21 protein-coding genes are annotated in these 23,298 nt (G+C 37.3%); 12 read left to right on the plus strand and 9 right to left on the minus strand.

Annotation, left to right across the window (positions count from 1 at the left end; genetic code table 11):
• Positions 1–22: 22 nt before the first annotated feature.
• From BUA72_RS07135 to BUA72_RS07160, 6 genes are all read left to right on the plus strand, one after another.
• On the plus strand, positions 23–982 hold the full coding sequence (locus BUA72_RS07135) for a WG repeat-containing protein (protein ID WP_072922341.1): 960 nt from the start codon (positions 23–25) through the stop codon (positions 980–982).
• 9 nt (positions 983–991) lie between these two features.
• The gene (locus BUA72_RS07140; protein WP_072922342.1) at positions 992–2,416 is read left to right on the plus strand and encodes a serine hydrolase; all 1,425 of its coding nucleotides are present in this window, start codon (positions 992–994) and stop codon (positions 2,414–2,416) included.
• Positions 2,417–2,492: 76 nt separating this feature from the next.
• Positions 2,493–6,188: a phosphoribosylformylglycinamidine synthase gene (locus BUA72_RS07145; RefSeq protein WP_072922343.1), complete on the plus strand. Its 3,696-nt coding sequence runs from the start codon at positions 2,493–2,495 to the stop codon at positions 6,186–6,188.
• A gap of 583 nt (positions 6,189–6,771) precedes the next feature.
• A complete protein-coding gene (locus BUA72_RS07150) occupies positions 6,772–7,176 on the plus strand; it encodes a barstar family protein (protein WP_072922344.1) in 405 nt (134 codons plus the stop codon).
• A 120-nt stretch (positions 7,177–7,296) separates the two neighbouring features.
• On the plus strand, positions 7,297–7,923 hold the full coding sequence (locus BUA72_RS07155) for an SGNH/GDSL hydrolase family protein (RefSeq protein WP_083544132.1): 627 nt from the start codon (positions 7,297–7,299) through the stop codon (positions 7,921–7,923).
• Entirely contained in the window at positions 7,923–8,255 is a 333-nt protein-coding gene (locus BUA72_RS07160; RefSeq protein ID WP_072922345.1) for a gamma-glutamylcyclotransferase family protein, read from the plus strand. Before BUA72_RS07155 ends, BUA72_RS07160 begins: the two co-directional genes overlap by 1 nt.
• Before the next feature lie 68 nt (positions 8,256–8,323).
• On the opposite strand, the gene BUA72_RS07165 is transcribed toward BUA72_RS07160, so the two are convergent.
• The 3 genes from BUA72_RS07165 to BUA72_RS07175 all read right to left on the minus strand — a co-directional run bounded on the left by BUA72_RS07165 (position 8,324) and on the right by BUA72_RS07175 (position 10,081).
• A complete protein-coding gene (locus tag BUA72_RS07165; protein WP_047451680.1) occupies positions 8,324–8,869 on the minus strand; it encodes a hypothetical protein in 546 nt (181 codons plus the stop codon).
• 2 nt (positions 8,870–8,871) lie between these two features.
• On the minus strand, positions 8,872–9,249 hold the full coding sequence (locus tag BUA72_RS07170) for a hypothetical protein (RefSeq protein WP_047451678.1): 378 nt from the start codon (positions 9,247–9,249) through the stop codon (positions 8,872–8,874).
• A 481-nt stretch (positions 9,250–9,730) separates the two neighbouring features.
• Positions 9,731–10,081: a diacylglycerol kinase gene (locus BUA72_RS07175; protein ID WP_072922346.1), complete on the minus strand. Its 351-nt coding sequence runs from the start codon at positions 10,079–10,081 to the stop codon at positions 9,731–9,733.
• 246 nt (positions 10,082–10,327) lie between these two features.
• On the opposite strand from BUA72_RS07175, the gene dnaN reads away from it, so the two are divergent.
• From dnaN to BUA72_RS07195, 4 genes are all read left to right on the plus strand, one after another.
• On the plus strand, positions 10,328–11,458 hold the full coding sequence (gene dnaN, locus BUA72_RS07180; protein WP_034725003.1) for a DNA polymerase III subunit beta: 1,131 nt from the start codon (positions 10,328–10,330) through the stop codon (positions 11,456–11,458).
• A 67-nt stretch (positions 11,459–11,525) separates the two neighbouring features.
• The gene (locus BUA72_RS07185) at positions 11,526–12,359 is read left to right on the plus strand and encodes a M23 family metallopeptidase (RefSeq protein ID WP_072922518.1); all 834 of its coding nucleotides are present in this window, start codon (positions 11,526–11,528) and stop codon (positions 12,357–12,359) included.
• Between the two features lie 312 nt (positions 12,360–12,671).
• Entirely contained in the window at positions 12,672–15,074 is a 2,403-nt protein-coding gene (gene pheT, locus BUA72_RS07190) for a phenylalanine--tRNA ligase subunit beta (protein ID WP_072922347.1), read from the plus strand.
• Between the two features lie 758 nt (positions 15,075–15,832).
• On the plus strand, positions 15,833–16,243 hold the full coding sequence (locus BUA72_RS07195) for an META domain-containing protein (RefSeq protein ID WP_047451672.1): 411 nt from the start codon (positions 15,833–15,835) through the stop codon (positions 16,241–16,243).
• Between the two features lie 50 nt (positions 16,244–16,293).
• On the opposite strand, the gene BUA72_RS07200 is transcribed toward BUA72_RS07195, so the two are convergent.
• The 6 genes from BUA72_RS07200 to BUA72_RS07225 form a co-directional block, all read right to left on the minus strand.
• The gene (locus tag BUA72_RS07200; RefSeq protein ID WP_007845674.1) at positions 16,294–16,533 is read right to left on the minus strand and encodes a hypothetical protein; all 240 of its coding nucleotides are present in this window, start codon (positions 16,531–16,533) and stop codon (positions 16,294–16,296) included.
• A gap of 52 nt (positions 16,534–16,585) precedes the next feature.
• Positions 16,586–17,476 (minus strand): 3-hydroxybutyryl-CoA dehydrogenase, encoded by an 891-nt coding sequence (locus tag BUA72_RS07205; RefSeq protein WP_175548866.1) that lies wholly within the window; start codon positions 17,474–17,476, stop codon positions 16,586–16,588.
• A gap of 11 nt (positions 17,477–17,487) precedes the next feature.
• A complete protein-coding gene (locus tag BUA72_RS07210; RefSeq protein WP_072922349.1) occupies positions 17,488–17,898 on the minus strand; it encodes a hypothetical protein in 411 nt (136 codons plus the stop codon).
• Between the two features lie 70 nt (positions 17,899–17,968).
• Positions 17,969–18,847 carry a CGA/CIA family class A beta-lactamase gene (gene bla-A / locus BUA72_RS07215; RefSeq protein ID WP_072922350.1) on the minus strand — a complete coding sequence of 293 codons (879 nt, stop codon included), beginning with the start codon at positions 18,845–18,847 and terminating at the stop codon, positions 17,969–17,971.
• A gap of 64 nt (positions 18,848–18,911) precedes the next feature.
• On the minus strand, positions 18,912–20,642 hold the full coding sequence (locus BUA72_RS07220) for a cellulase family glycosylhydrolase (RefSeq protein ID WP_072922351.1): 1,731 nt from the start codon (positions 20,640–20,642) through the stop codon (positions 18,912–18,914).
• Positions 20,643–20,861: 219 nt separating this feature from the next.
• Entirely contained in the window at positions 20,862–21,824 is a 963-nt protein-coding gene (locus BUA72_RS07225) for a Gfo/Idh/MocA family protein (protein ID WP_047451657.1), read from the minus strand.
• A gap of 137 nt (positions 21,825–21,961) precedes the next feature.
• Here BUA72_RS07225 and BUA72_RS07230 point away from each other — a divergent pair, with 137 nt between their 5' ends.
• Positions 21,962–22,612: a protein-L-isoaspartate(D-aspartate) O-methyltransferase gene (locus tag BUA72_RS07230; protein WP_034725013.1), complete on the plus strand. Its 651-nt coding sequence runs from the start codon at positions 21,962–21,964 to the stop codon at positions 22,610–22,612.
• Positions 22,613–23,021: 409 nt separating this feature from the next.
• Complete coding sequence (locus BUA72_RS07235) at positions 23,022–23,276, plus strand: prevent-host-death protein (protein ID WP_072922352.1); 255 nt, start codon at positions 23,022–23,024, stop codon at positions 23,274–23,276.
• Positions 23,277–23,298: the final 22 nt, after the last annotated feature.

The following is a 23,298-nucleotide window of genomic DNA, read 5'->3' on the forward strand; positions in this document are numbered from 1 at the left end:
TTTGATATCACTTCCAAGTTAAATGAGAAAAATATTTTTAACCATTTTATTCATACCCATCCTTTCTTTTTCACAGAAGAAAGAGGTTTTAAAGTATTTTATCTCAAAAGATACATTAGCAGGAGTAAAAGATCAGGACGGAAAAATCATCATTCCTGCGCAGTTTAAAATATATTCGGATCTTGAAGATGGAGATGTTGTAAAAGAGGAAACCGTTTATTTCGACGGTTCCAAAAAAGGAGAAGCCGTAGAGAAAAATGCCTGGGGATATGTATATGATAAAAAAGGTAACTTTCTGTACAGACCTTTCTTTTATGACAATGGAGCAGATTATTTCAAAGAAGGAGTCAGAAGATTCGTTAAGAATGGAAAGGTAGGTTTTGCTGACCAAAACGGAAAAATAGCCATAGAAGCCACACATGATTTTGTTTCCTATTTTGAGTACGGTTACGCATTATTTTGTGACGGTTGTGACTGGGAGAAAACAGAAAATGAACATAAAGGAATTGTCGGGGGAACCTGGGGCGTGATGAACACCAAAGGAGAAACGGTTAAGCCCGTTGCAAAATCATCTGATAAAGACAAAGAAATCCAGGGGAAATATTATCCGAATCCGTTTCACTACGATGAAAAAGAGAAGAATATTCTTCAGTTTTTTGAAAAGCAGAATAAAACACTTTCAGGATTGTATTATATCAATGTGTATCCTAAAATGTCTGATGCTGAAAAGAAATTAACTTTTGAAATAGTGGATAGACCAAAAGAAAATTTTCCTTATTATCAGATCAATACCTATGCTTTAGGTATGGATCTTTTGATTGCTGACCGTTTTACATTCGTGGTTTCAGAAGATGGCAAAGAAAAATATACCATGGATTATAATGAAAAAATTCCTTATGAAAAATGGCTGGCCAATGAAATAAAAGAAGCGGAGCAGTTTCAGAAAGAACGTCCCGATAATCCCAATAAATTCGTAAAATAACAATAGCCCATGAAAAACCTGTCGATTTTTTTATTAATTCTTATCTCTGCAAAGGGCTTTTCACAAAGCCAGAAAGAGATGTATTCCATCATGGAGACCAATGCGAAGAAATTAAAAGAAAAATCAGGGGCTTATTCCGTATCAGTTGGCATCGTGAAAAACGGAAAAGTGTATACAAAACACTTTGGGGAAATAGATAAAGGAAAGGGAAACAAAGCAGATGACAATACCTATTTTGAAATAGCATCTGTGACCAAGCTTTTTACCGGACAATTGCTGGCTCAGGCCGTTTTGGAAAATAAAATTAATCTTGAAGACGATATCCGTAAGTATCTGAAAGGATCTTATCCCAATTTAGAATACAATGGAACTCCGATTAAAATTAAAGATCTGATTTCCTACAGAACTGCATTGCCGCGCAGTTTGCCTGATGACTCTGAAATCCGGAAAACAATGTCAGACGAAACGCCTTTTCAATACAATACATTAGGAGAAAATTATACAAAAGATAATTTTAAGCAGGATCTTCAAAAAGTAAAACTGGATACCATACCCGGAGTCAAATACAATTACAGCAATCTAAGTCTTGAACTGACAGGTCTGATGCTGGAAAATATCTACGGGAAAAGCTATGAAACGCTGCTTAAAGAAAACATCTTGTCAAAAGCAGGAATGGATCACACCAAACTGGAATTGGGTAAAGGGGAAGTCTTAGCCAATGGATATCATTCAAGCGGACGCCTGATGCCAAAATTCATAAGCCATTTATGGGGTGCCAGTGGAGTAAGAACCAAATCCACGATGGGAGATCTGGTGAAGTTTTTAAAGTATGAACTGGATTCGAAAAACGCAATTGCTCAGGAATCTCAAAGAAACATCAGCAACAGCAAAGGTGACTGGTATGGATATTTCTGGGACTGCTTCGGTCTTAGTGAGCATGGGAGAAGAGGACACAAGCATGGGGGAGCATTCGGAGATCAGGTGTGGTTTGCCATCTATCCCGAAATGAATACGGGAATCTGCTTTATTGTAAACGTCAGCGGTCCGGATACATTTCCGGTGCTTTATAATTCTGCTGCTGAGCTAATGAATGATCTGACAATAGTACCGGGCAAAAAGGAAACAGAAGGATATTTTCTGAAAGGAAATAACGTTGTATTCACCTATACGCATCCAAAGAATTTAAACTCAAAACTGATTAATAGCGCTTCTGTTGCTGGATCTTTCAATGATTGGAAGACAGACAATAAAAACTATCAGTTAACGAAGAAAGAAAACAACCGCTTCGAGTTGGAAGTTCCGAAATCCGGTTTTGAAAAAGGAAAGACCTATACCTTTAAACTGGTTCTGAACGGAGACGACTGGATTAATGCATCAAAAAATGCTTCCAATACAGACGGAACAGATGATAATAATCTGACGTTGAAGCTGTAAAATATAAAGAATCATAATTGGTTCTGAAAAAAGTAAAAAGAAAGTAATAAATCTAATATTTAAAATCTGACATCTAATGTCTAATAACAAAAGAATTTTCGTAGAAAAAAGAGGAATTTTCGATGTTGAAAGTCCAAAAATTTTTGATGAAGTAAAAGCAGTCGTTCCGGCGGTCAAAAATGTGAAAGTGTTTAATGTGTATGATATTTTCGGACTGAACGACGGAGAATTCGAAAAGGTGGTCAACAGCACTTTCGTAGATCCGGTGACCGATATTTTACATACAGAAAACCCTGCCGCAGAGATCGGGTTTGCCATGGAGTTTCTTCCCGGCCAGTACGATCAGCGTGCAGATTCTGCGCAGCAGTGTATCGCTCTACTCACGGAGAATGAAAAATCTAAAGTAAGAAGCGGAAAACTGATCCAGTTTGAAGGCGTTTCTGAAGCAGATTTAGTAAAAATCAAAGACCTTCTGATTAATAAAGTGGAATCTCAGGAAAAAGATCTTTCGATACTGAACATTCCTGCAGATGAAGTACCGTCAAAAGTTTTGATCCACGAAAATTTCATCAGTTTCGATGATGCTGAACTTGAGAATTTTTACAACAATCACGGTTTCGCATTAGGATTGGATGACCTGAAATTTATTCAGGAATACTTTAAAACGGAAAAAAGAAATCCTACAGAAACGGAACTGAAAGTTTTAGACACCTACTGGAGTGACCACTGCCGTCATACCACTTTTGAAACAGAATTGTCAGACATCCAGTTTGAAGGAGCATTCAAACAGACACTGGATACTATTTTCAGTGACTATATCGAAAAAAGAAAATTCTTAGGCCGCGAACTGAAGCCGATCTCTTTAATGGATCTTGCGACAGTTTGTGGTAAATATTTCCATAAAACAGGGAATCTGGAGAACCTTGTTATCTCAGACGAGATCAATGCATGCACCATCCAGATAGAAGCTGAATACGATGGTAAAAAAGAGCCGTGGTATTTATTATTCAAAAATGAAACCCACAATCACCCGACTGAAATTGAACCTTTCGGAGGCGCTTCAACCTGTTTGGGAGGAGCGATCAGAGATCCTTTGTCCGGAAGATCATTTGTATTCCAGGCAATGAGATTAACAGGCGCTGCTGATGTTTTAGAACCGGTTGATAAAACGTTACCGGGAAAACTGCCTCAGAAAACCATCACGAAACAGGCTGCCAACGGATATTCATCTTACGGAAACCAGATCGGTCTGGCGACTACCATGGTTTCTGAAATCTATGACGAAGGCTACAAAGCCAAGAGAATGGAAGTAGGATTCGTTACCGGAGCTGTTCCTGTAGATTGGGTTAGACGTGATAAACCTGAAAATGGTGATTCTATCATTATTTTAGGAGGGGCAACAGGCCGTGACGGAGTAGGTGGAGCGAGCGGAAGTTCAAAGGTGCAGGATGAAAACAGTATCCACACCATGTCTACTGAAGTTCAGAAAGGAAACGCCGTTGAAGAACGTAAAATCCAGAGACTGTTCAGAAATCCTGAAGTAACGAAGCTGATCAAAAAATCAAACGACTTCGGAGCGGGAGGTGTTTCTGTAGCTATCGGTGAAATTGCGGATTCATTAGAAGTGAATCTTGATGTTTTACCTTTAAAATATGAAGGACTGAACGGAACTGAGCTTGCTATTTCTGAATCTCAGGAAAGAATGGCCGTTGTTGTTGATCCGCAGGATAAAGAAAAGTTCATCAAATTCTGTGAGGACGAAAATATTGTTGCTGTAGAAGTGGCAAAAGTGACCGATTCAGGAAGAATGCAGATGTTCTGGAAAGGCGATAAAATCGTTGACCTTTCAAGAGAATTCTTAGATACCAACGGATGTTCCAAAACTCAGGAAGTGAAAATTACCCACCTTGAGGAAGTAAAAGAAGAAACGCCTGCTTTTACAAAAGAGAACTTCATGACCATATTAAGCGACAAAAATGTAGCTTCCCAAAAAGGATTGTTGGAAATGTTCGACTCTTCTGTAGGCGGAACTACGGTTGCGATGCCGCTTGGAGGAAAATACCAGCAGACACTAATGGAAGGAAGTGCTCAGACACTGCCTATTTTAGGAGCAAAAGATATCGAAACCGTTTCTTTTGCAAGCTGGGGATTTGATACGGCAATTTCAAAGCAGAATTCACTCTTGGGAGCTTCTTATGCAGTCGTGGAAAGCGTTGCTAAGATCGCTGCCATGGGAGGTGATTATAAAAATATCAGATTAACGTTCCAGGAATATTTCGAAAAACTGGGTCAGAATCCGGAGAAATGGGGGAAACCTTTAGCTTCACTTCTGGGAGCTTACGATGCTCAGATCAACCTTGGTCTTGCAGCAATCGGAGGAAAAGACTCAATGAGCGGTACGTATCAGGATCTGAATGTTCCGCCGACATTGATTTCATTTGCCTGTGCTAATGGTGAGAAGAAAAACGTTATTTCACCGGAATTCAAAAATGCCGGAAATAAGTTGTATTTCTTCAGTCATACTCCTCAGGAAAACGGACTTCCTAACTATGAAAGCTTAAAAGAAATCTTCGGATTTATTTTTGAAAACATCAAAGACGGGAAAATTGTTTCTGTGAAAACTGTTAAAGAAGGCGGTGCTGCAGTAGCTTTAGCGAAAATGAGCTTTGGAAACAGATTGGGAGCAGATATCACCATTGAGGAGAACGCTTTATTGGCTAAAAATATCGGTAGCTTGATCATCGAATCAACAGAAGAGTTGAGCAATACTTCTCTTCAGCAGATCGGTGAAGTAAAAGATTCAGGTATTTTAAAAATCAACAATCTTGAATCTCAAATCTCAGAGCTTGAATCTGCATACACAGGAACATTTGAAAACCTTTTCCCAACGCAGGAAAAAGAAAAATTAACGGTTGAAATCGATGAGAAATCAAACTCAGTCAACCCAAGGAATATCATTATTAAAAAACATGGAATTGCTCAGCCGAAAGTATTTGCTCCTGTATTCCCGGGAACAAACTGCGAGTACGAAACCCTGAATGCATTCCATAAAGAAGGAGCGGTCATCAGCAGTCTTCCGTTGAAAAACATCAGTCACCAGTTATTGGATGAAAGCATTGATGCTTGGGTGGAAGAGATCAGAACCTCTCAGATTCTTGCCTTCTCAGGAGGTTTCTCAGCAGGTGATGAGCCGGACGGTTCAGCGAAATTCATCGTTAACGTTCTTAAAAACGAAAAGATGAGAAATGCTGTCCACGAACTATTGGACAGAGATGGAATGATCATCGGAATCTGTAACGGCTTCCAGGCTTTGGTTAAATCCGGTCTGTTACCTTACGGAAGAATTAAAGATCTGGATGAAAATTCTCCGACATTGGCTCACAATGCTATCAGAAGACATATCTCACAGATGGTGAATGTAAAAGTGATCAATGACGAAAGCCCTTGGTTAAAAGGAATGAAAGATCAGGTATTTACCATTCCAATCTCTCACGGTGAAGGACGTTTCATGGCTTCAGAAGACGAAATCAAGAAACTATACGAAAACGGACAAATTGCGACTCAGTATATTGATCTTGATGGAAACATTGCCCACGGAATGCCATTCAACCCAAATAATTCATTATTCGGAATTGAAGGGGTTACCAGTCCTTGCGGAAAGATTTATGGAAGAATGGGACATCCGGAGCGTTTTGCAGAAGGCCTCATGAAAAACATACCGACCGCGAATTACCACAACATATTCAAAAACGGAGTAGAATACTTCAAATAAAAATAAAAATGACCGCCAATGAATGGCGGTCATTTTTTTATATCAGAATTCTTTGCTTTTCTTAAACCATGTATGTATTCATGGAAGTTTTGTGTTGAATCTTATATTTTTTTGACGCAAAGTTTTTACTTTAGACGATGTTAAGTTTAAAGGAATGCAAGGAGCTCGACTACGTCGCCGATGAAGCGAGTGGATAATAGGCGGCTTAATCGAATCAATGTTAATTGATTCCTTCTTTGCCTCCTCAAAATATGCAGTATTGGAATGAAAACTTTGCGTTAAATCCTTAATGTATGATTGATAAAAATGTGAATTTTTATTGGATCAATTTCAAAACATGGAAACATATTTTTTTAAAACATTAAGATCTTAAAAGATGGGGGTGCTTAAAGAACTTAAAAAAATCAATTTATTGATTGCTTCATTCATAACAATAAGCATATTGCTTAAATTCTTAATGTTTAAGATTTAGAAATAAACTAAAGTTCATTGAAATTAAGAAAATTAAGATCAATTTTTATTGGATAACTAAGTCGAAAAAAAGTCTTTTTTTATATTTACGGAATAAAATCTTACAAGAACGATGTTGAATTCAGATCAAAATAAAAAAATTATCATCGATGGCAGCCGTTTCTCGGATCTGGCCGGATTCTATGATGAAGCTTCTTTGGTATTCATGAAAGATACAGACTGGAAAGTAGGAACACTTGATGGCTTCGATGATATTCTGTACGGCGGTTTCGGAGTATTTGAAAACAAAGATCAAGTTGAGATCACATGGAAAGCATCCCAGAAATCAAGAGAAGATCTCGGCTTGGAAGCAACACGTATTTTTTACGAAAACAAAATCAGACAGGGAAAACCTTACAACATAGAACTGATCCGGCAAAAACTGGATGAATTGCTTTCAGGAAAAGGACAGACATTGTTTGAAATTTTAATAAAAATTATAGAATCACACAAAAATATTACCCTAATTTTGGATTGATATTAGAAGAATGATGAGTTATAAGTTATGAGTTATGAGTTATGAGTGATGGTCAACTGTATTACTTATATCCCAACAGTACTAATTTCTAACATCTAATATCTAACATCTTATTTAAGAATGAAAAAAATGATTTACGGGCTGTTCTTCGGCGACAGCATTACTTATGGAGAATACGACGGCGTATTCGGCGGATGGGTAGATATTCTGAAAAGATATGCCCTGCAGCAGTTTCATGAAGGAAGCAACGAACTGATTCTTTTTAATCTTGGAATAGGCGGTGAAACCACAGAAGGCTTACTGAAAAGAATGCCTCACGAACTGGCTGCCAGAAATTCTGCAGAAGGAAATATTGTTTTTATCGGTTACGGAGCGAATGACCTTGCCGTAAAGAATGGAAGTCAGATGGTAAGTCCTGATCAGTTCAGGGATAATATCAAAACAGCAGTTCAACATGCGAAACAGTATTCCGGGGATATTTATCTTGTCAGCATTCTTCCGTTTTCAGAAAAAGTAGATGGGGTAGAATCTGCAACAGGAAAACTGCGAATCAACGGAGATGTTTTACTATACAACCAAATTCTTAAAGATACAGCGGCTGAAAATGCTTTACATTATATTGATTTCTATGCTGCATTGGTAGAAGATAAAGAAATCCTGCTTTCTGCAGACGGCGTTCATCCTAATGAAAAAGGCTATGGCATCATGGCTGAAACGGCAATACCAATCATTGAAAAATATTTATAATGGTACATTTATTTTCTTACGGAACCCTGCAGAAAGAGCAGGTGCAAATTGAAACATTTGGAAGAATTCTGGAAGGTGAAAAAGATATTCTGACAGGCTATACAATGAAAATGGTAGAAATTACCGATCCCGAAGTATTGCGCAAAAGCAATCAGAAATACCATCCGATCCTGGAACTTTCCGGAAACAGTAGTAATGAAGTGGAAGGAATGCTTTTCGAAGTGACGGAAGAGGAAATTCTTCAGGCTGATGAATATGAAGTGGAGGATTACAAAAGAATTGAAACCTCTTTTAAATCGGGAAAGAAAGGTTTTATTTATGTAGGAAAATGATTTTAAACCTAACTAATAAAGAAAAAACGGGCGTTAGCCCGTTTTTTTGTAGATAGTCCGTATTTGGATTACCAGACATTAATCCATAAATCTCCTCCGAAGGTTACAGCTTCTGCTTTAAATGCATAGTTGATTCCATTCAGTGTACTGGTTCCTGATATGTAATTGGGAATACCTGTACAAGTCGGATAAAAACCTACAGATCCTCCCAGGGTTGGATTCATTTGTCCCGGATTACTAGGGTCTTTGAGCTCAAATTTCATATAACTCCATCGCTGAGCATCAGCTACCGCAGGACTGATGGACGTAGCTGGAACCACTGTACTGTTATGCCAATAACTGTCAATAGGATAAGGATGTGGCGATGATGCAAAAGATGATGATTTTAAAAAGGTGGTATAATCGGTAATCACGCCCGGAGGCAGCGGTATACTGGGTCCTAAAGCCTGATAACCATCACCACACTGGGAAAGGTTTACGGTAAATAGGGTATAGTGTAAATTTAAGCTATGGTAAGAATCGTCATTAAATACATGTAAAGTTCCTGAACCGTTTTGTGCAAAAGCCGCAGATCCGATACTTAGACCGAGAAGAATGGTGAATATCTTTTTCATAATTAATCGTTTAGAGTTTTTTGAGGAGTTTTGTTATTTTTTTCGTTGTAAATTTTTACAGCCCAGGTAAGGATTTTATCACGGTCTCCCTGGGTGATTTTTTTGATCTCCTGGTCAGAGGTACCGGTAGATTTTATTAACTCTAAGGCGGATGGAATCAGGATGTCTTTACGACGGTCACTCAGTTCCAGTGATTGCTGATTTCTTTTTTCCTCCTCAGTCGGAAGATTTTGAGGAAGACTCAGGCTCTTAATTGATTTTTCAAAATTAGTAATCTCCTTGCTCTTTTTAGCATCAACCGGAGTAACAACTGCGGTCGATTCTGTGCTGCACGAGATAAATGCTGCCATCATGATCGCATAGAATAGTTTGCTTTTCATAGGTATAAATTATTATTAGGTTTTTATAAATGTATTGATTTTACATATATCATGTAACGGTGAAAAGTATAATTTATTTTAAATCTGTATTTATTTGGTAATTATTTTATCGATATTCAAAATTTATTGAAATTTATACTATAAAACACATTATGTACTAGCAATAAAATTTGCTGGAATTTGAAAAATCAGAAAAAAAGCAAGCAGATGACCTCTCCGCAGGACGAGATGTGAATAAAAATAGTCTGGAAAATATCAACAATAGAATAGGCAATAGCTCAGAAGAAGGATATCTTTAATATGACGAAATCAATACTCAATAGGATTAGACTTTAGCGCGGCTTGTATTAAAATATTTAACATAAAAAACATTCAATTCAATCCTCAACGTTTAATTTTAATCCCTAATCCCTAATCCCTAATCCCTAATCCCTAATCCCTAATCCCTAATCCCTAATCCCTAATCCCTAATCCCTAATCCCTAAACATACTTCCAGTACACAAAAATCCCAACAATAACCGCCGCAGCAGCCATCAATACAACAGCTCCCGCCGCAATATCTTTAATAAACCCAATTCTCTTATCAAAATCAGGCTGGATGATGTCACATATCCTTTCTATGGCGGTATTGAAAATTTCGGCACTTAAAACTGCCAGGGAAGCTATAAGAATGAGCACGGTATCTATGGCCGAAAGTTTAAAATAGAAAATCAGGAAAAGATTAATGAAAAAGGCTGCAAGTTCAATCTGGAAATTCCTTTCCGTTTTGATCATCAGAAAAATACCGCGGAAAGCGTTGATGAAACTTCTGTGAACAGGCGGTTTATTCATGGATTCTTTTTCACAAATATAGTATTTGTATTTCGATGAAAATGGAGGATGAATGGCTGTTTTCAAAATTAGCAGACTCTTTCCACAAAAAAGACGTAGTTTTTGAAATCTTCTGTTTAAAAATTAAATCCGGGCTTAATGTCAAGTCTGAAAACCAATTAGTGATATTTGTGAAAAACTCCCTATGATTATTTTTTTCATTATAGTTTCTATTTATTATATTTGTAGAAACTTATTTTTAAATCTATGAAATTTATTATTTCAAGTGGTGAACTGCAGAAAGCATTGCAAACTGTAAGTGGCGTAATATCAAGCTCTCAATCGAGACCGATTTTAGAAAACTATCTTTTTGAATTAGACGGAAATAACGTTACCATTACAGCTTCTGATGGCGAGACTACTCTTGTTACTTCTTTGGAGGTAAAGTCTGATGATTCGGGTAAATTTGCCGTTCCTGCTAAGATTTTTCAGGATTTTATCAAGACTTATGGTGAACAGCCTTTGACGTTTGTTGTAAAAGATAATGCAGAAGGAACCGGGAGCCAGCTTGAGATTTTAGATGAAAAAGACAATTTCGCGGTAGCATTGGATAATGCAGATGATTATCCTGAACTTCCGGAATTTGATGCCTCTCAAAGTGTAGCGATGCCTGCCGGAGTTTTATCTGAAGCACTGACGAACACTCTTTTTGCAACCAGTAATGACTCTCTCCGTCCTGTAATGACAGGCGTATTGTTCCAGTTTGGTGAGAACGAAACGAATTTTGTTTCTACCGATTCTCACAGATTGGTTGTTTATAAAAGAACAGACCTGATGAACGCCGAACCTATGGAATTCATCATGCCTAAAAAGCCTTTGAACATTTTCAAAAATATCCTGGCCAGCTCAAACGAAGACGTTAAGATCGACTTCAACGAGAATATGGCTAAATTTACTTTTGGAAAGCATATCTGGATCTGCAGACTGATAGACGGGAAATATCCTAACTATACAGCTGTAATCCCGAAAGAAAATCCAAACGTACTGACGATCAACAGAAACCTTCTTTTAGGAGCGATCAAAAGAGCATCGATCATGTCTAACAAATCTACCAACCAGGTGAGATTTAAACTGTCTGCCAATATTCTTCACCTTCACGCAGAAGATACAGAATATGCAAACAAAGCAGATATGCAGATCCCTTGCGACTACAACGGAGAAGATATCAATATCGGTTTCAGCTCTAAGTTCTTAACGGAAATGCTTACCATTTTAGGTTCTGACGATATCACTATGAAAATGTCTCAACCGAACAGACCGGGGATCATTGAACCTCTTGACGGTCTTGAAGAAAGCGAAAACATCCTGATGTTATCAATGCCGGTAATCGGATTGTAAGATCAATTATACATACAACTAAAAGAGACTGGGGCATCCAGTCTCTTTTTTAATGGACCTGAATTTAATGAAAAGAATACTTATATTCACCTTACTGCTATCATTTATCAATTTATTTTCTCAAAAAAACATCAAAGTATACCATGAAAAGAAAGGTGATACTTTGGTGCTTTATGCAGACAATCTGGAGATTTACCCAATGTCTTTTGTATTTTCCGGGATGCCGGAATTAGAGAATATGAAAGCCCCTGAAGCCTTTAAACAGATACAGGTCATGCCTGCTAAATCAGTGAAAAATAAAGTGACTTATTTTATGATCAACGATAAAACAAAAAGGTGGGCCGTGAAAAAGATGCCGGGTTATGAAATGTATGTGGGAGATGTTACTTTAGAAAAGTATGACTCGGATTATCAATATGTTCTTCCATTTGCAAAAGGAAAATCTTTTACAGTCAATCAAGGGTATAATGGACTGTTTTCTCATCAAAATGAAAATTCTTTGGACTTTACCATGCCTGAAGGGACGGAAATTGTTGCGGCAAGAGAAGGATTGGTAACGGATGTGGTGAAACATAATAATACAGGATGCGCGAAAAAAAGCTGCGCAGATCAGGCTAATTATATTACTATTTTACACTCGGACGGAAGCTTTGCTCAATATTATCATTTAAAACAAAATGGAGTTAAGGTCAATGTCGGAGATAGGGTAAATAAAGGAGATGTCATCGGATTAAGTGGAAATACCGGATGGAGCAAAGGACCACACCTTCACTTTATATGCTATCTTCCCAGATTGGAAGGACAGAAATTTAGAAAACCACTAAAAACTCTTTTCAGAATTGGAGATGGAAGTAAAATAGAATATCTGGTTGAGAAAAGAACGTATTCAAAAGAATATTAAATGGCATACTTTGTAAGTTATCTCCATGATTTTGAAGATCAATCATGATATAATCGTAACAAATAGTTTCAAATTTTGTTAAAAAAGTAAGCTAAATTTACTAAAACAGAGGTTGAAAAAAATTAAAAGTTATTCTCTTAAAGTGGGCTCTAAATTTCGCTGTTTCTCAAAAAAACACGACATTTGTAGCGCGGAAAATTTTAATGAATTTTCAAAATAAGAAAAGGTTTTTTTAACCTTGGGAACATATAAAAATGATCAGGTAGAAGGCTGAAAACCGATAGCTGACCAATTAAATAATAGATTGAGCAAATGAAAATATCAAACAACTGGCTGAAAGACTTTATCAAAACGGAACTGAAAACTGAAAGAATTGGAGAATTCCTTACAGATATAGGTCTTGAAGTAGAGGGGATAGAAAAATTTGAAAGTGTAAGAGGAAGCCTGGAAGGTATTGTCGTAGGAAAAGTATTGACCTGCGAAAAACATCCGAATGCAGATAAGTTAAAGAAAACAACAGTTGACGTAGGAAACGGAAAAATATTGAATATTGTTTGCGGTGCTCCAAACGTAGAAGCAGGGCAGACTGTACCTGTAGCTGTTGTAGGAACTAAAATCTATGACAAAACCGGAAACTTTTTTGAGATCAAAGAAGCAAAGATCAGAAGTGAGGTTTCTCAGGGAATGATTTGTGCGGAAGACGAACTTGGCCTTAGTGAAGACCACGGAGGAATCATGGTGCTGGATGAAACCAAATATGAAGTAGGGAAGAACTTTGCAGATTATTTTGAACTGGCCAATGATGAAGTGATCGAAATCGGTTTGACACCGAACAGAACAGATGCGATGTCACATTATGGTGTTGCTAGAGATCTTCACGCGTTCCTTTCCACCAACCAGCAGAAATCAACGTTTGAAAAAGTGTCTTCTGAAGCTTTGAATAACGAAGGTTCACATAATTTTACTTTAGAAGTTGAAAACGCTGAACTGTGTCCAAGATACATCGGAGCAGTGATTGAAGACGTAAAAGTAGCAGAATCTCCAGCCTGGTTAAAAGACAGATTAAAAGCGATTGGTTTAAACCCGATCAACAATATTGTAGATATTACCAATTATATCCTTCACGGATACGGACAGCCTCTTCATGCATTTGATGCAGACAAGATCACAGGAAGTAAAGTGAAAGTGGGAACGGTAAAAGAAGGAACAAAATTCACGACCTTAGACGGTGTTGAAAGAACTTTGAACGGTTCTGAAGTAATGATCAAAGACGGAAAAGACAATCCTATGTGTATTGCCGGAGTTTTCGGGGGTGCCCATTCAGGGGTTTCTGATGAAACGAAAACCATTTTCCTTGAAAGTGCGTACTTCAATCCGGTTGCCGTAAGAAAAGGAGCTAAATTTCATGGCTTAAATACAGACGCTTCTTTCAGATTCGAAAGAGGAGTAGACCCGAATATTACCAGAACAGCCATCACTCACGCGATTAAAATGATCCAGGAAATTGCTGATGGAAAATTAGTGGGAGATCTTTTGGAAGAATATCCAAAGAAAATCGAGGACAATTATGTGATCATCAGATTCTCAAAAATTGAACAGATTTTAGGAACAAAAATTCACAGAGAGAAAGTAAAGGAGATCTTAAAAGCTTTGGAAATTCAGGTTTTAAACGAGATCCAGAACGGACTTGAAATTTCAGTACCGGCTTACAGAGCTGATGTAACGAGAGAAATTGATGTGATTGAAGAAATCTTAAGAATCTACGGATACAACAAGATTGATGCTCCACAGAAAATTTCGTTTACACCGGTTAAGCTGAGTGCCAACGATCAGGACGAGCTGGAAAACAACTGGGCAAGAACTTTACAGAGCATTGGATTCAATGAGGTGATGAATAACTCACTGACTTCTGTAAAAGATGAAACTGATGCTGTAAAATTACTGAATCCTTTAAGTGGTGATCTTGCGTTCATGAGAAAATCTTTATTGGAAGGTCTTCTTCTAAATGCAGTATACAATATCAACAGAAAGAATCAGGATATCAAGTTTTTCGAATTCGGAAAAATTTACCATAAAAAAGATAAATACGAGGAAAGAAAGCAATTAGCGATCCTTGTGACAGGAAGAGATGTCGCGGAAAACTGGTTACAGCCTAAATCTGCAGTAAGTTTCTACAATCTTAAAGCTTATGTAAAAGTTTTATTGGAAAGACTGGCTGTTAGTTATAAAGAAGTGGCTTTAACCGACGATAGATTCTCTGATTCATTAGCTTATGAAGCAGATGGAAAAACGTTAGTAAGAATCGGAAAAGTATCTCCTGCAATGTTGAAAGATTTTGACATCGATCAGGAATGTTTCTACGCAGAAATCGAACTTGAACTGGCACAGGAATTACGTTCTAAAAACGAACTTAAATTTAAGGATATTCCTAAATTCAACAAAATCAGAAGAGACCTTGCCCTGTTGATCGACAAAAACGTAAACTATCAGGATCTTTATGAAACGGCGAAAAAGAACAAATCTCCTTTCATTAAGGGAATTAACTTATTCGACGTATATGAAGGGAAAAACCTTCCTGAAGGGAAAAAGTCTTATGCTATGAGTTTTGAGCTTCTAAACGAGGAGAAAACACTGGAAGAGAAAGAAATCTCCGAAGTGATGGAGTCTCTGATCAAAGCTTTCCAGAAAGAATACAACGCAGAATTAAGATCTTAATTCAGATAAAAATACATTATAGAAACGGGCTTTAGCCCGTTTTTTTGTTTTCTTTTTCACGCAGATTAAACAGATTAGGCAGATTTAGAATAGTAATAGAAATCTGTTCAATTTGCTGGCTCTGCGGGAGAATAAAAGCCATTTCCCATAATCATTCAATAGAAGCGGGCTTTAGCCCGCTTTCAAATTCCCGAAATTCAAAAGGCTTTAGCCAAAATAGAAGACAGTTTTTATTTCTCGCAGATCTCACAGATTCCACAGATCATAGTTCCTGGTAATAATCCATGACTTCAATACGAAAAAAACTGCTTCAGCAGCCAAATCTGCGAGAGACTAAAAATCCGATGATAAATATTCAATAGGCGCGGGCTTTAGCCCGCTTTCAAATTCCCGAAATTCAAAATGCTTTAGCCAAAATAGAAGACCGTTTTTATTTCTCGCAGATCTCACAGATTCCACAGATCATAGTTCCGGCTAATAATCCATGATTTCAATACGAAAAAAATCTGCTTCATCAGCCAAATCGGCGAGAGACTAAAAATCCGATAATAATATTCAATAGGAGCGGGCTTTAGCCCGTTTTAAAATAATCAGCCCAATCAATCGGCTTTAGCCAAAACATAAAATATGATCTATGCTATTAGGAAAATACGAGTAAAATTAATTCCAAAATAGAACTCTTAAAAAGTAATAAAATCCCCCGCGTCCCGTTTAAATAATATAATTTCCTTAAATTTGAGTAATTCAAAAAGAAAAAAATGAAAAATCTTTTTTTAAGTATAGGTGCGGCTGCTATTCTGGCGTCGTGCGGTACCATGTCCAGCGCTTCTGCTTCTAAAGTAGGGAAGGCTCAGCCTTCATTGGCGAATACAAAATGGACATTGGCAGAAAACGTGAAAGGTAAGGTTCCTACCCTGAATATTGAAGGGGAAAAGATCAATGGAAACGGAGGGTGCAACAACTATTTCGGAACCGCTAAAATAGATCCTTCTACCGGTGATTTCTCTGCAGGACAGATGGGATCTACCAAAATGATGTGCAACAATATGAGCGTTGAACAAAACTTTATGGATATGGTAGGGAAGGCTAATAAATATGTGATTTCCGGAACTACACTGGAACTGTATAAAGATAATCTTCTGCTGTTGAAATTCAACAAATCGGAATAAAATAAAAAAGGAACTCAATTTGAGTTCCTTTTTTTATGTTTAGGTCGTTATTATTCTTCCTCTTCTTCGTCGTACTTAGCCAACTCTTCATCACACCATTTGAATGCAGCCTCTACTACTTTTGTAGCCTCGTCTGCCATAGTTTCTTCATCGTCACCTTCCAAATCATCTAGCCACTCAACTTCTTCTTCCTCAACGTTTAAGATGAATCTTGGATATTCTGTGTGAACTACGAATAAATCTTCAGGAAATTCCGAATTGTCTGCTAATAAAAACTTTGGTAATTTCATTTTTTAAATATTTTAACTTTAATCAAAGATAAATAAAATTATTGACTTAAAATTATTTCAAAAACATTTTTGAAACTTTTTCAGCTTTTTTACTTTCTGAATAATCATAGAAACCTTCACCGGACTTTACCCCCAGTTTTCCTGCCATCACCATGTTTACAAGAAGTGGGTTTGGAGCGTATTTAGGATTCTTGAAACCGTCATACATCACGTTAAGAATCGCAAGACAGATATCAAGACCGATAAAATCTGCCAGCTGAAGAGGTCCCATCGGATGTGCCATTCCAAGCTTCATTACCGTATCGATTTCCTCTACGCCAGCTACTCCGTTGTAAAGCGTTTCAATAGATTCGTTGATCATCGGCATAAGAATTCTGTTCGCTACGAAACCAGGGTAATCGTTCACTTCTACAGGAACTTTTCCTAAGGTCTTACTCATATCATAAATCGCATCGAAAGTCTCTTTAGATGTAGAATATCCTTTGATGATTTCTACCAGTTTCATGATAGGAACAGGGTTCATAAAGTGCATTCCGATCACTTTGTCAGCTCTTTTGGTAGCTGCTGCGATTTTCGTGATGGAAATAGAAGAGGTATTGGTTGCAAGAATACAGTTGGCAGGTGCCAGTTCATCCATTTGTCCGAAGATCTTCAGTTTCAGATCCTGATTTTCAGTAGCTGCTTCTACAATAAGGTCTGCATTTCCGGCAGCATCCTGAAGGGTTGTAAAAGTGGTAATGTTTCCTAATGTTTCAGCTTTTTGCTCTTCAGTAAGGTTTCCCTTTGCAATGATTCTGTCAAGGTTCGTTGTAATTGTCTTCAGTCCTCTGTCCAGTGCATCCTGAGATACATCTACCAGATTTACTTTGAATCCGCTTTGTGCAAAAGTGTGCGCAATACCATTCCCCATGGTTCCAGCTCCAATAACTACAATGTTTTTGATCATTTTTTCTTTTATTTTTTATAGATAGTTAAATTTTTAATGTCCGTTAAATCGGATTTATAAACAGTCACCGCCGGATCGAAATTCACATTACCGTCACGGTCCTGTTTTCTGGTTTTGTTTTGTGATGTGATGACAGACTGAAGGCCTTTTGCGAAAGCTGTTTTCTGCTTTTTACCCAGTTTATCAATTCCGATGTATAAATTAAATTCACCTTCTCTTCCCATGCCGCCCTGATGTAAGACTTCAAAAGCCCTCAATTGATTGCTTTTCTCAAACTTTTTCAGATAATCTGTCACAGGCTTGGTGGAAGGTGTTCCACAACAGATACTGCCATAGCTTATACGGACATAGCTCATGCTCTTTTGCGAAAAAAGAAACGCTGAACAGAACAGGAATGTTGTTAATACTATTTTTTTCATATCAATAGTTTTCCGGGTTGGAGAAATGACATTCTACCGGTTTTTCAGCTTTAAAAATAAGCTTAATATTTTACTTATTAAAATCGTCCCAGACCGCCTTTGAAATATCCGAAACCATTTTACAGTTCACAGCATCCGTTTCCATGGAATCGTTTACAAATACGGCAATTGCGTAATGTTTTCCGTTCGGAAGGGTGATGATTCCCATATCATTTTCAGCAACAGTCAGACCGTTGTCATTCTTTCCGGAAGAACCGGTTTTATGGGCTACGGGTGTATTTTTAGGAAGCTGTTCAACAATTTTATTGGTGCCGGTTTTGGTTCCGAGCATGATCTGCATCAGATAATCAGTAGATTTTTTGGAAAGCAGTTTTCCATCATAGAATTTTTTCAGAACCTGAATTGCAGAATTGGGTGTGCTGTAATTTTCATAAAGAGCCTTCCAGCTTTTATGCATCTCGGCTTCGTTGTGTTTGATCTGGAAGCCTTTTACTCCCTTTGAGTCCATAAACTTCTGAACGGTCTGCGGTCCTCCGATAAGCCTTAATAAAACATCACAGCCGTTATTGTCACTTAATGCAACGGTATAGTCCAGAACTTCACTTAATGTCAATGAAACATTAGCATCAGGATACTTTTCACGGATCGGCGACCACGTATTTTCCAGCATATCTTCCTTTTTGATGAAAAGTTTCTGATCCAGAGACAGCTTTCCCTGATCTACAAGATCCAGTACTGCACAGGCAATATGAAATTTGAATACACTTAAAGTCGGAAGAGGGTGACCTCCTTTTTTACTGTATTTAAAATTATTTTCAAAACCGAGAACCGAAACTCCAACCGTTGCATTTTTACCTTCTGTAATTGAATTTATTTTTTGTTCCAAAACAGATTTTTGAGCCATTGCCAATGATGAAATCAGAAGAAAGAAAAGTCCTATTTTTTTCATAATATACAGGTTAAAAGAAGATCCCTTTTAGACACTAAAAGGGATCTGCAATTTAAGATATTTATTACTGTATTTCAAAATAATTCAGATTCGAACCGTTGCCTTCAAAGCGGAACCTGATTTTATTTGTACCCTTCTTGAGCGGGACATTTTTAACGGATACTGTTTTCCAGTTTCGTTCTCCACCGGTAGAAGGTAATGAAACATTGGCCAATTGTTTTCCTGAAGCATCTTCAAGCTTAATATTGGTATCATTGCTGCCTGAATATCGGATATTGAACGTGTAATTTTTCTCGGATTTTACAGTAACGGTATACTGAAGCCATTCTCCCTTTTCTGTTTTTCCTACATAGTATTGATTGGTAATGCCGTCATGACAGCGATAAATATCCACACCGTCATTTCTCATCTGCTGTCCGGAATTCCACTCAGATCTTTTCTTGGGATCACTTACCCAAAGGTTGACAAAATCATGATCAACATAAGCTGAACCCATTCTTCCCAAATCGTACTCTGATGCAAATATTCTTCCCGGAACCGGATGGTTTTTAAACGGTTTGGTCGTATCGTCCGTTACCTGCCTGAACATAGCATCAATAACATCATTTTTGATTTCAACATTACTGAACTTATAATTCTCCGCTATCTGCATCAATGCTTTCGTTGCGAAATCTTTAGATGGTTTTTCACCGCTGTTTTTCCAATAATTGAGGAGTATTTCATATTCAGGAGTGGTTTTTACATTGGTGATTCCCGCAATATTATCAATCTTCTTCATAGGCCAGAACGCATAGCCGATATTGTGTTTGTCAAGAAGCTGAATAAGTTCCGTAAACCACACATTGGAATTCTCGCCGGTTTCCCCAAGCCAGATCGGAATATTGTGTTTTTTTCTGAGTTCAAGGATAGACTGGATGGTCTCATCATTATTATAATTCCAGTATTTATGAAAACTGAATGCCATATTGTTGTCCCACAGTGGGATCAGTCCGTTGTAGTTATTTCCCCAGCCGTTTCCTTCAATAAATATCAGGTGTTTTTTATCCGTCTCGCGAATGGCCGCTGTAATTTCTTTCTGAAGTTTCCAGAGTGGGGCATTGGACATTTCATCGGTACCATTCGGATTTTTTCCGGTAAAATTAATATTCGGTTCATTGATCAGGTCGTAACCGCCGATCCAGGGCTCATCTTTATACCGTTCCGCAAGCTTTTTCCAAAGAGCAATTGTTTTTTGTTGATTTTCAGTATTTTCCCAAAGTGAAGGTTTTGTTTTATCGTTGTCTGAGATATTGACGTCATTTCCCTGTCCTCCCGGAGCTGCATGAAGATCAAGAATTAAATATATTTTATTGGCAGCACACCATTTCAGCAAATCATCCGTCATTTTAAAACCCTCTTCCAGCCAGGTATTTTGTCCTTTTACCGGCTCTTTTTCAATAGGAAGCGTGTACAGATCATAATGCATAGGCAGCCTTATAGAGTTGAATCCTGCTTTAGCAAGAAAATCTATATCCTGTTTGGTAATACCGTTTTTAAGATAGGCTTTATAGAAATCCTTCATTCCGTTTTCACCGATCAGTTCAGAGATTTTTTCTTTAATCTTATACTGAGGACCTGCAAAATCTGCGGTTTTCAGCATATATCCTTCCTGAAGCATCCATCCGCCGAGACCCAGACCCCGCAGCTGAATGTTTTCACCTTTGTCATTAATGATTTTCTGTCCGGCGGTTTTTAATAATTGCGATGTCCCAAATTGAGACAATAATAAAGCGGATAATAAGATAACTCTTTTCATATATCTTTAAATTATTGGAGAGGATTATAGAATAATTGTTTTCAGAAAGACAAATATATTTAAAAAATCCAGAACAAAGATTAAAATTATGTAACGAAAACAGATTATTTTCAGTGAATTAGAAAAATAAAAATTAATTCATGTAAAATTATCGTTAAAATAAAACAGGCTGTCATGGATACCACAACAGCCTGTTAAAATATGATAGTGAGATCTTTTTTAAGAAATCAGTTTTACAATTTCAAGGGCAACTTTTAAAGCTTCAGTTCCGTCTTCCAGAGAAACTTCTACATTTTTACCATCAGTGATCGCATCTGCAAAAGAATTTAATTCATCAAGAATGGCATTATTAGGCTGAATGTCCGGATATTCAAAAAGTATTTGATTTTTTTCTCCGTCTGCATTCTCAATGATCATATCAAACGGAGTAGGGTTTTCAGGGGCATCTTTCATTCTGATCACTTCCGCTTTTTTCTCAAGGAAATCTACAGAGATGTACGCGTCTTTCTGGAAGAAACGGCTTTTTCTCATGGCTTTCATTGAAATTCTGGATGTGGTAAGATTGGCGACGCAGCCGTTTTCAAATTCTATTCTGGCATTGGCAATATCAGGAGTTTTGCTTACTACACATACACCGCTTGCATGAATGTTTTTAACCTTTGATTTCGCCATGCTTAATAGAATATCCAGATCGTGGATCATTAAATCCAAAACTACAGAAACATCCGTTCCTCTCGGGTTGAATTCTGCCAGCCTGTGGATTTCAATAAACATCGGATTATTGATATATTCCTTTGTGGCGATAAAAGCAGGATTATATCTTTCAACATGTCCTACCTGTGCTTTGATGCCGTTTTCCTGACATTTGTGAAGGATTTCTTCTGCCTGCTCAAGCGTTTGGGTTACTGGTTTTTCAATGAAAAAATGAAGCTTTTTCTCGATCGCTTTTAAAGCATAATCGTAATGATAGACTGTAGGCGTCACAATATCCAGCATATCGATCTGCTCAAGAAGTTCATCGAAATTTTCAAAGTATTTATATCCGAATTCAGCTTCTATTTTTTTTCCGTTTTCAATGTCTTTATCGTGGAAACCTACCAGCTCGTACTTATCTGACTGGTTAAGAAGTTTTAAATGGATCTTTCCCAGATGTCCGGCACCTACCAAACCTGCTTTTAACATAGATTTTTATTTTGGTAAAGATAAGAATTTTAGGTATTAGGAAATACCTTGTTGCATTTAGGTTGATAAGTATTGATAGTTTTTTTACTTTTGTAGAAACTACTACACGCAACCTAATAACTACTATCTTACTAATGATGCATGATTCGTTTGTACATAAAGGAAAAAGAAAAATCTTAGTCGAATATTTAAGACATAAGATCGGGATATCGGATGAGAATGTACTTTCGGCAATGAGTGAAGTTCCGAGACACCTTTTTATCGAGAGTATTTTTGAGGATTTTGCCTATGAAGACCGGGCATTTCCCATTTTATCACACCAGACGATTTCACACCCTTCAACCGTTGCGGAACAGTCTGAGCTGTTGCAGGTGAAGCCGGGAGAAAAAGTGCTGGAAATCGGAACAGGTTGTGGATATCAGACTGCCGTTCTGATTGCTATGAAAGCTTTGGTATATACGGTGGAAAGGCAGAAAGATCTTTTTGATTTTTCAAAAAAGAAGTTCCGCGAGCTGCATTTAAATCCGAAATTTCAGAGTTTCGGAGATGGTTTTGCCGGACTTCCCACGTTTGCTCCTTTTGACAAGATCATCGTTACGTGTGGAGCATCGGTGCTGCCTACGGAATTACTGAAACAATTGAACATTGGTGGAACAATGGTTATTCCATTAGGTCCTACTGATGAACAGATCCTGTACAGATTTACAAAAACAGCTCCCACTCAGTTCGAGAAAGAAGAATTTGGGGCTTATAAATTCGTTCCTATGTTGGGAGATACCAATCATTAATATATTTTCCTTCAAAAGACTGTTTATTTTAAACCATTAAGATCAATGAAGATGATAAGAAAAGTGAAGAAAAATCTGAAGATTTTTTAAGTTAGTCTGCTTCAAGCGGATCTCAACTTAATATTCTTAAAAACTTATTCATTCTTAATGGTTCAATTTTTTGTCTCCCGCGGATTTCACAGATGGCGCAGATTTTTATTAATATTATTCTGCATAAAAATCTTTGATTTTTTCTGGAAACTTATGTGAACTTTTTTTACATGAAGCATTAAACTTAAAATTTACTAAAGTCTTAGAAAACTTTTGTGTCTTTTGTGGTTAAAAAAAATCACATTTTAATAAACATTAAGACGGCTTCGGAATAGTAATTGGATTCAAACAAGAACCTAATCACTTAAATTGTATTATTATGGACACGAATAGATTTAAATCTTCACACGATTTTAGTAATATTCAGAAAAACCTGCATAATAATCCCGGATATCATGTAGAAAGCTATGGACAGCAGGTGAAGGATTATATGAATGATATGAAAACGAAGAATCAGGAAGCAACCAAACAGGGCTTTATGGCTCATGCACAGAAATCTGCAAAAGATGTTTGGGAAGAAATTCAGGAGATGGCTTCAGAAGCCTGGGACAAAAATAAAGATAAACATCAGTAATTTTTAATACAAAAGTTAAAGA

The organism is Chryseobacterium sp. OV279 (genome assembly GCF_900128945.1).
Taxonomy (GTDB): Bacteria; Bacteroidota; Bacteroidia; order Flavobacteriales; family Weeksellaceae; genus Chryseobacterium.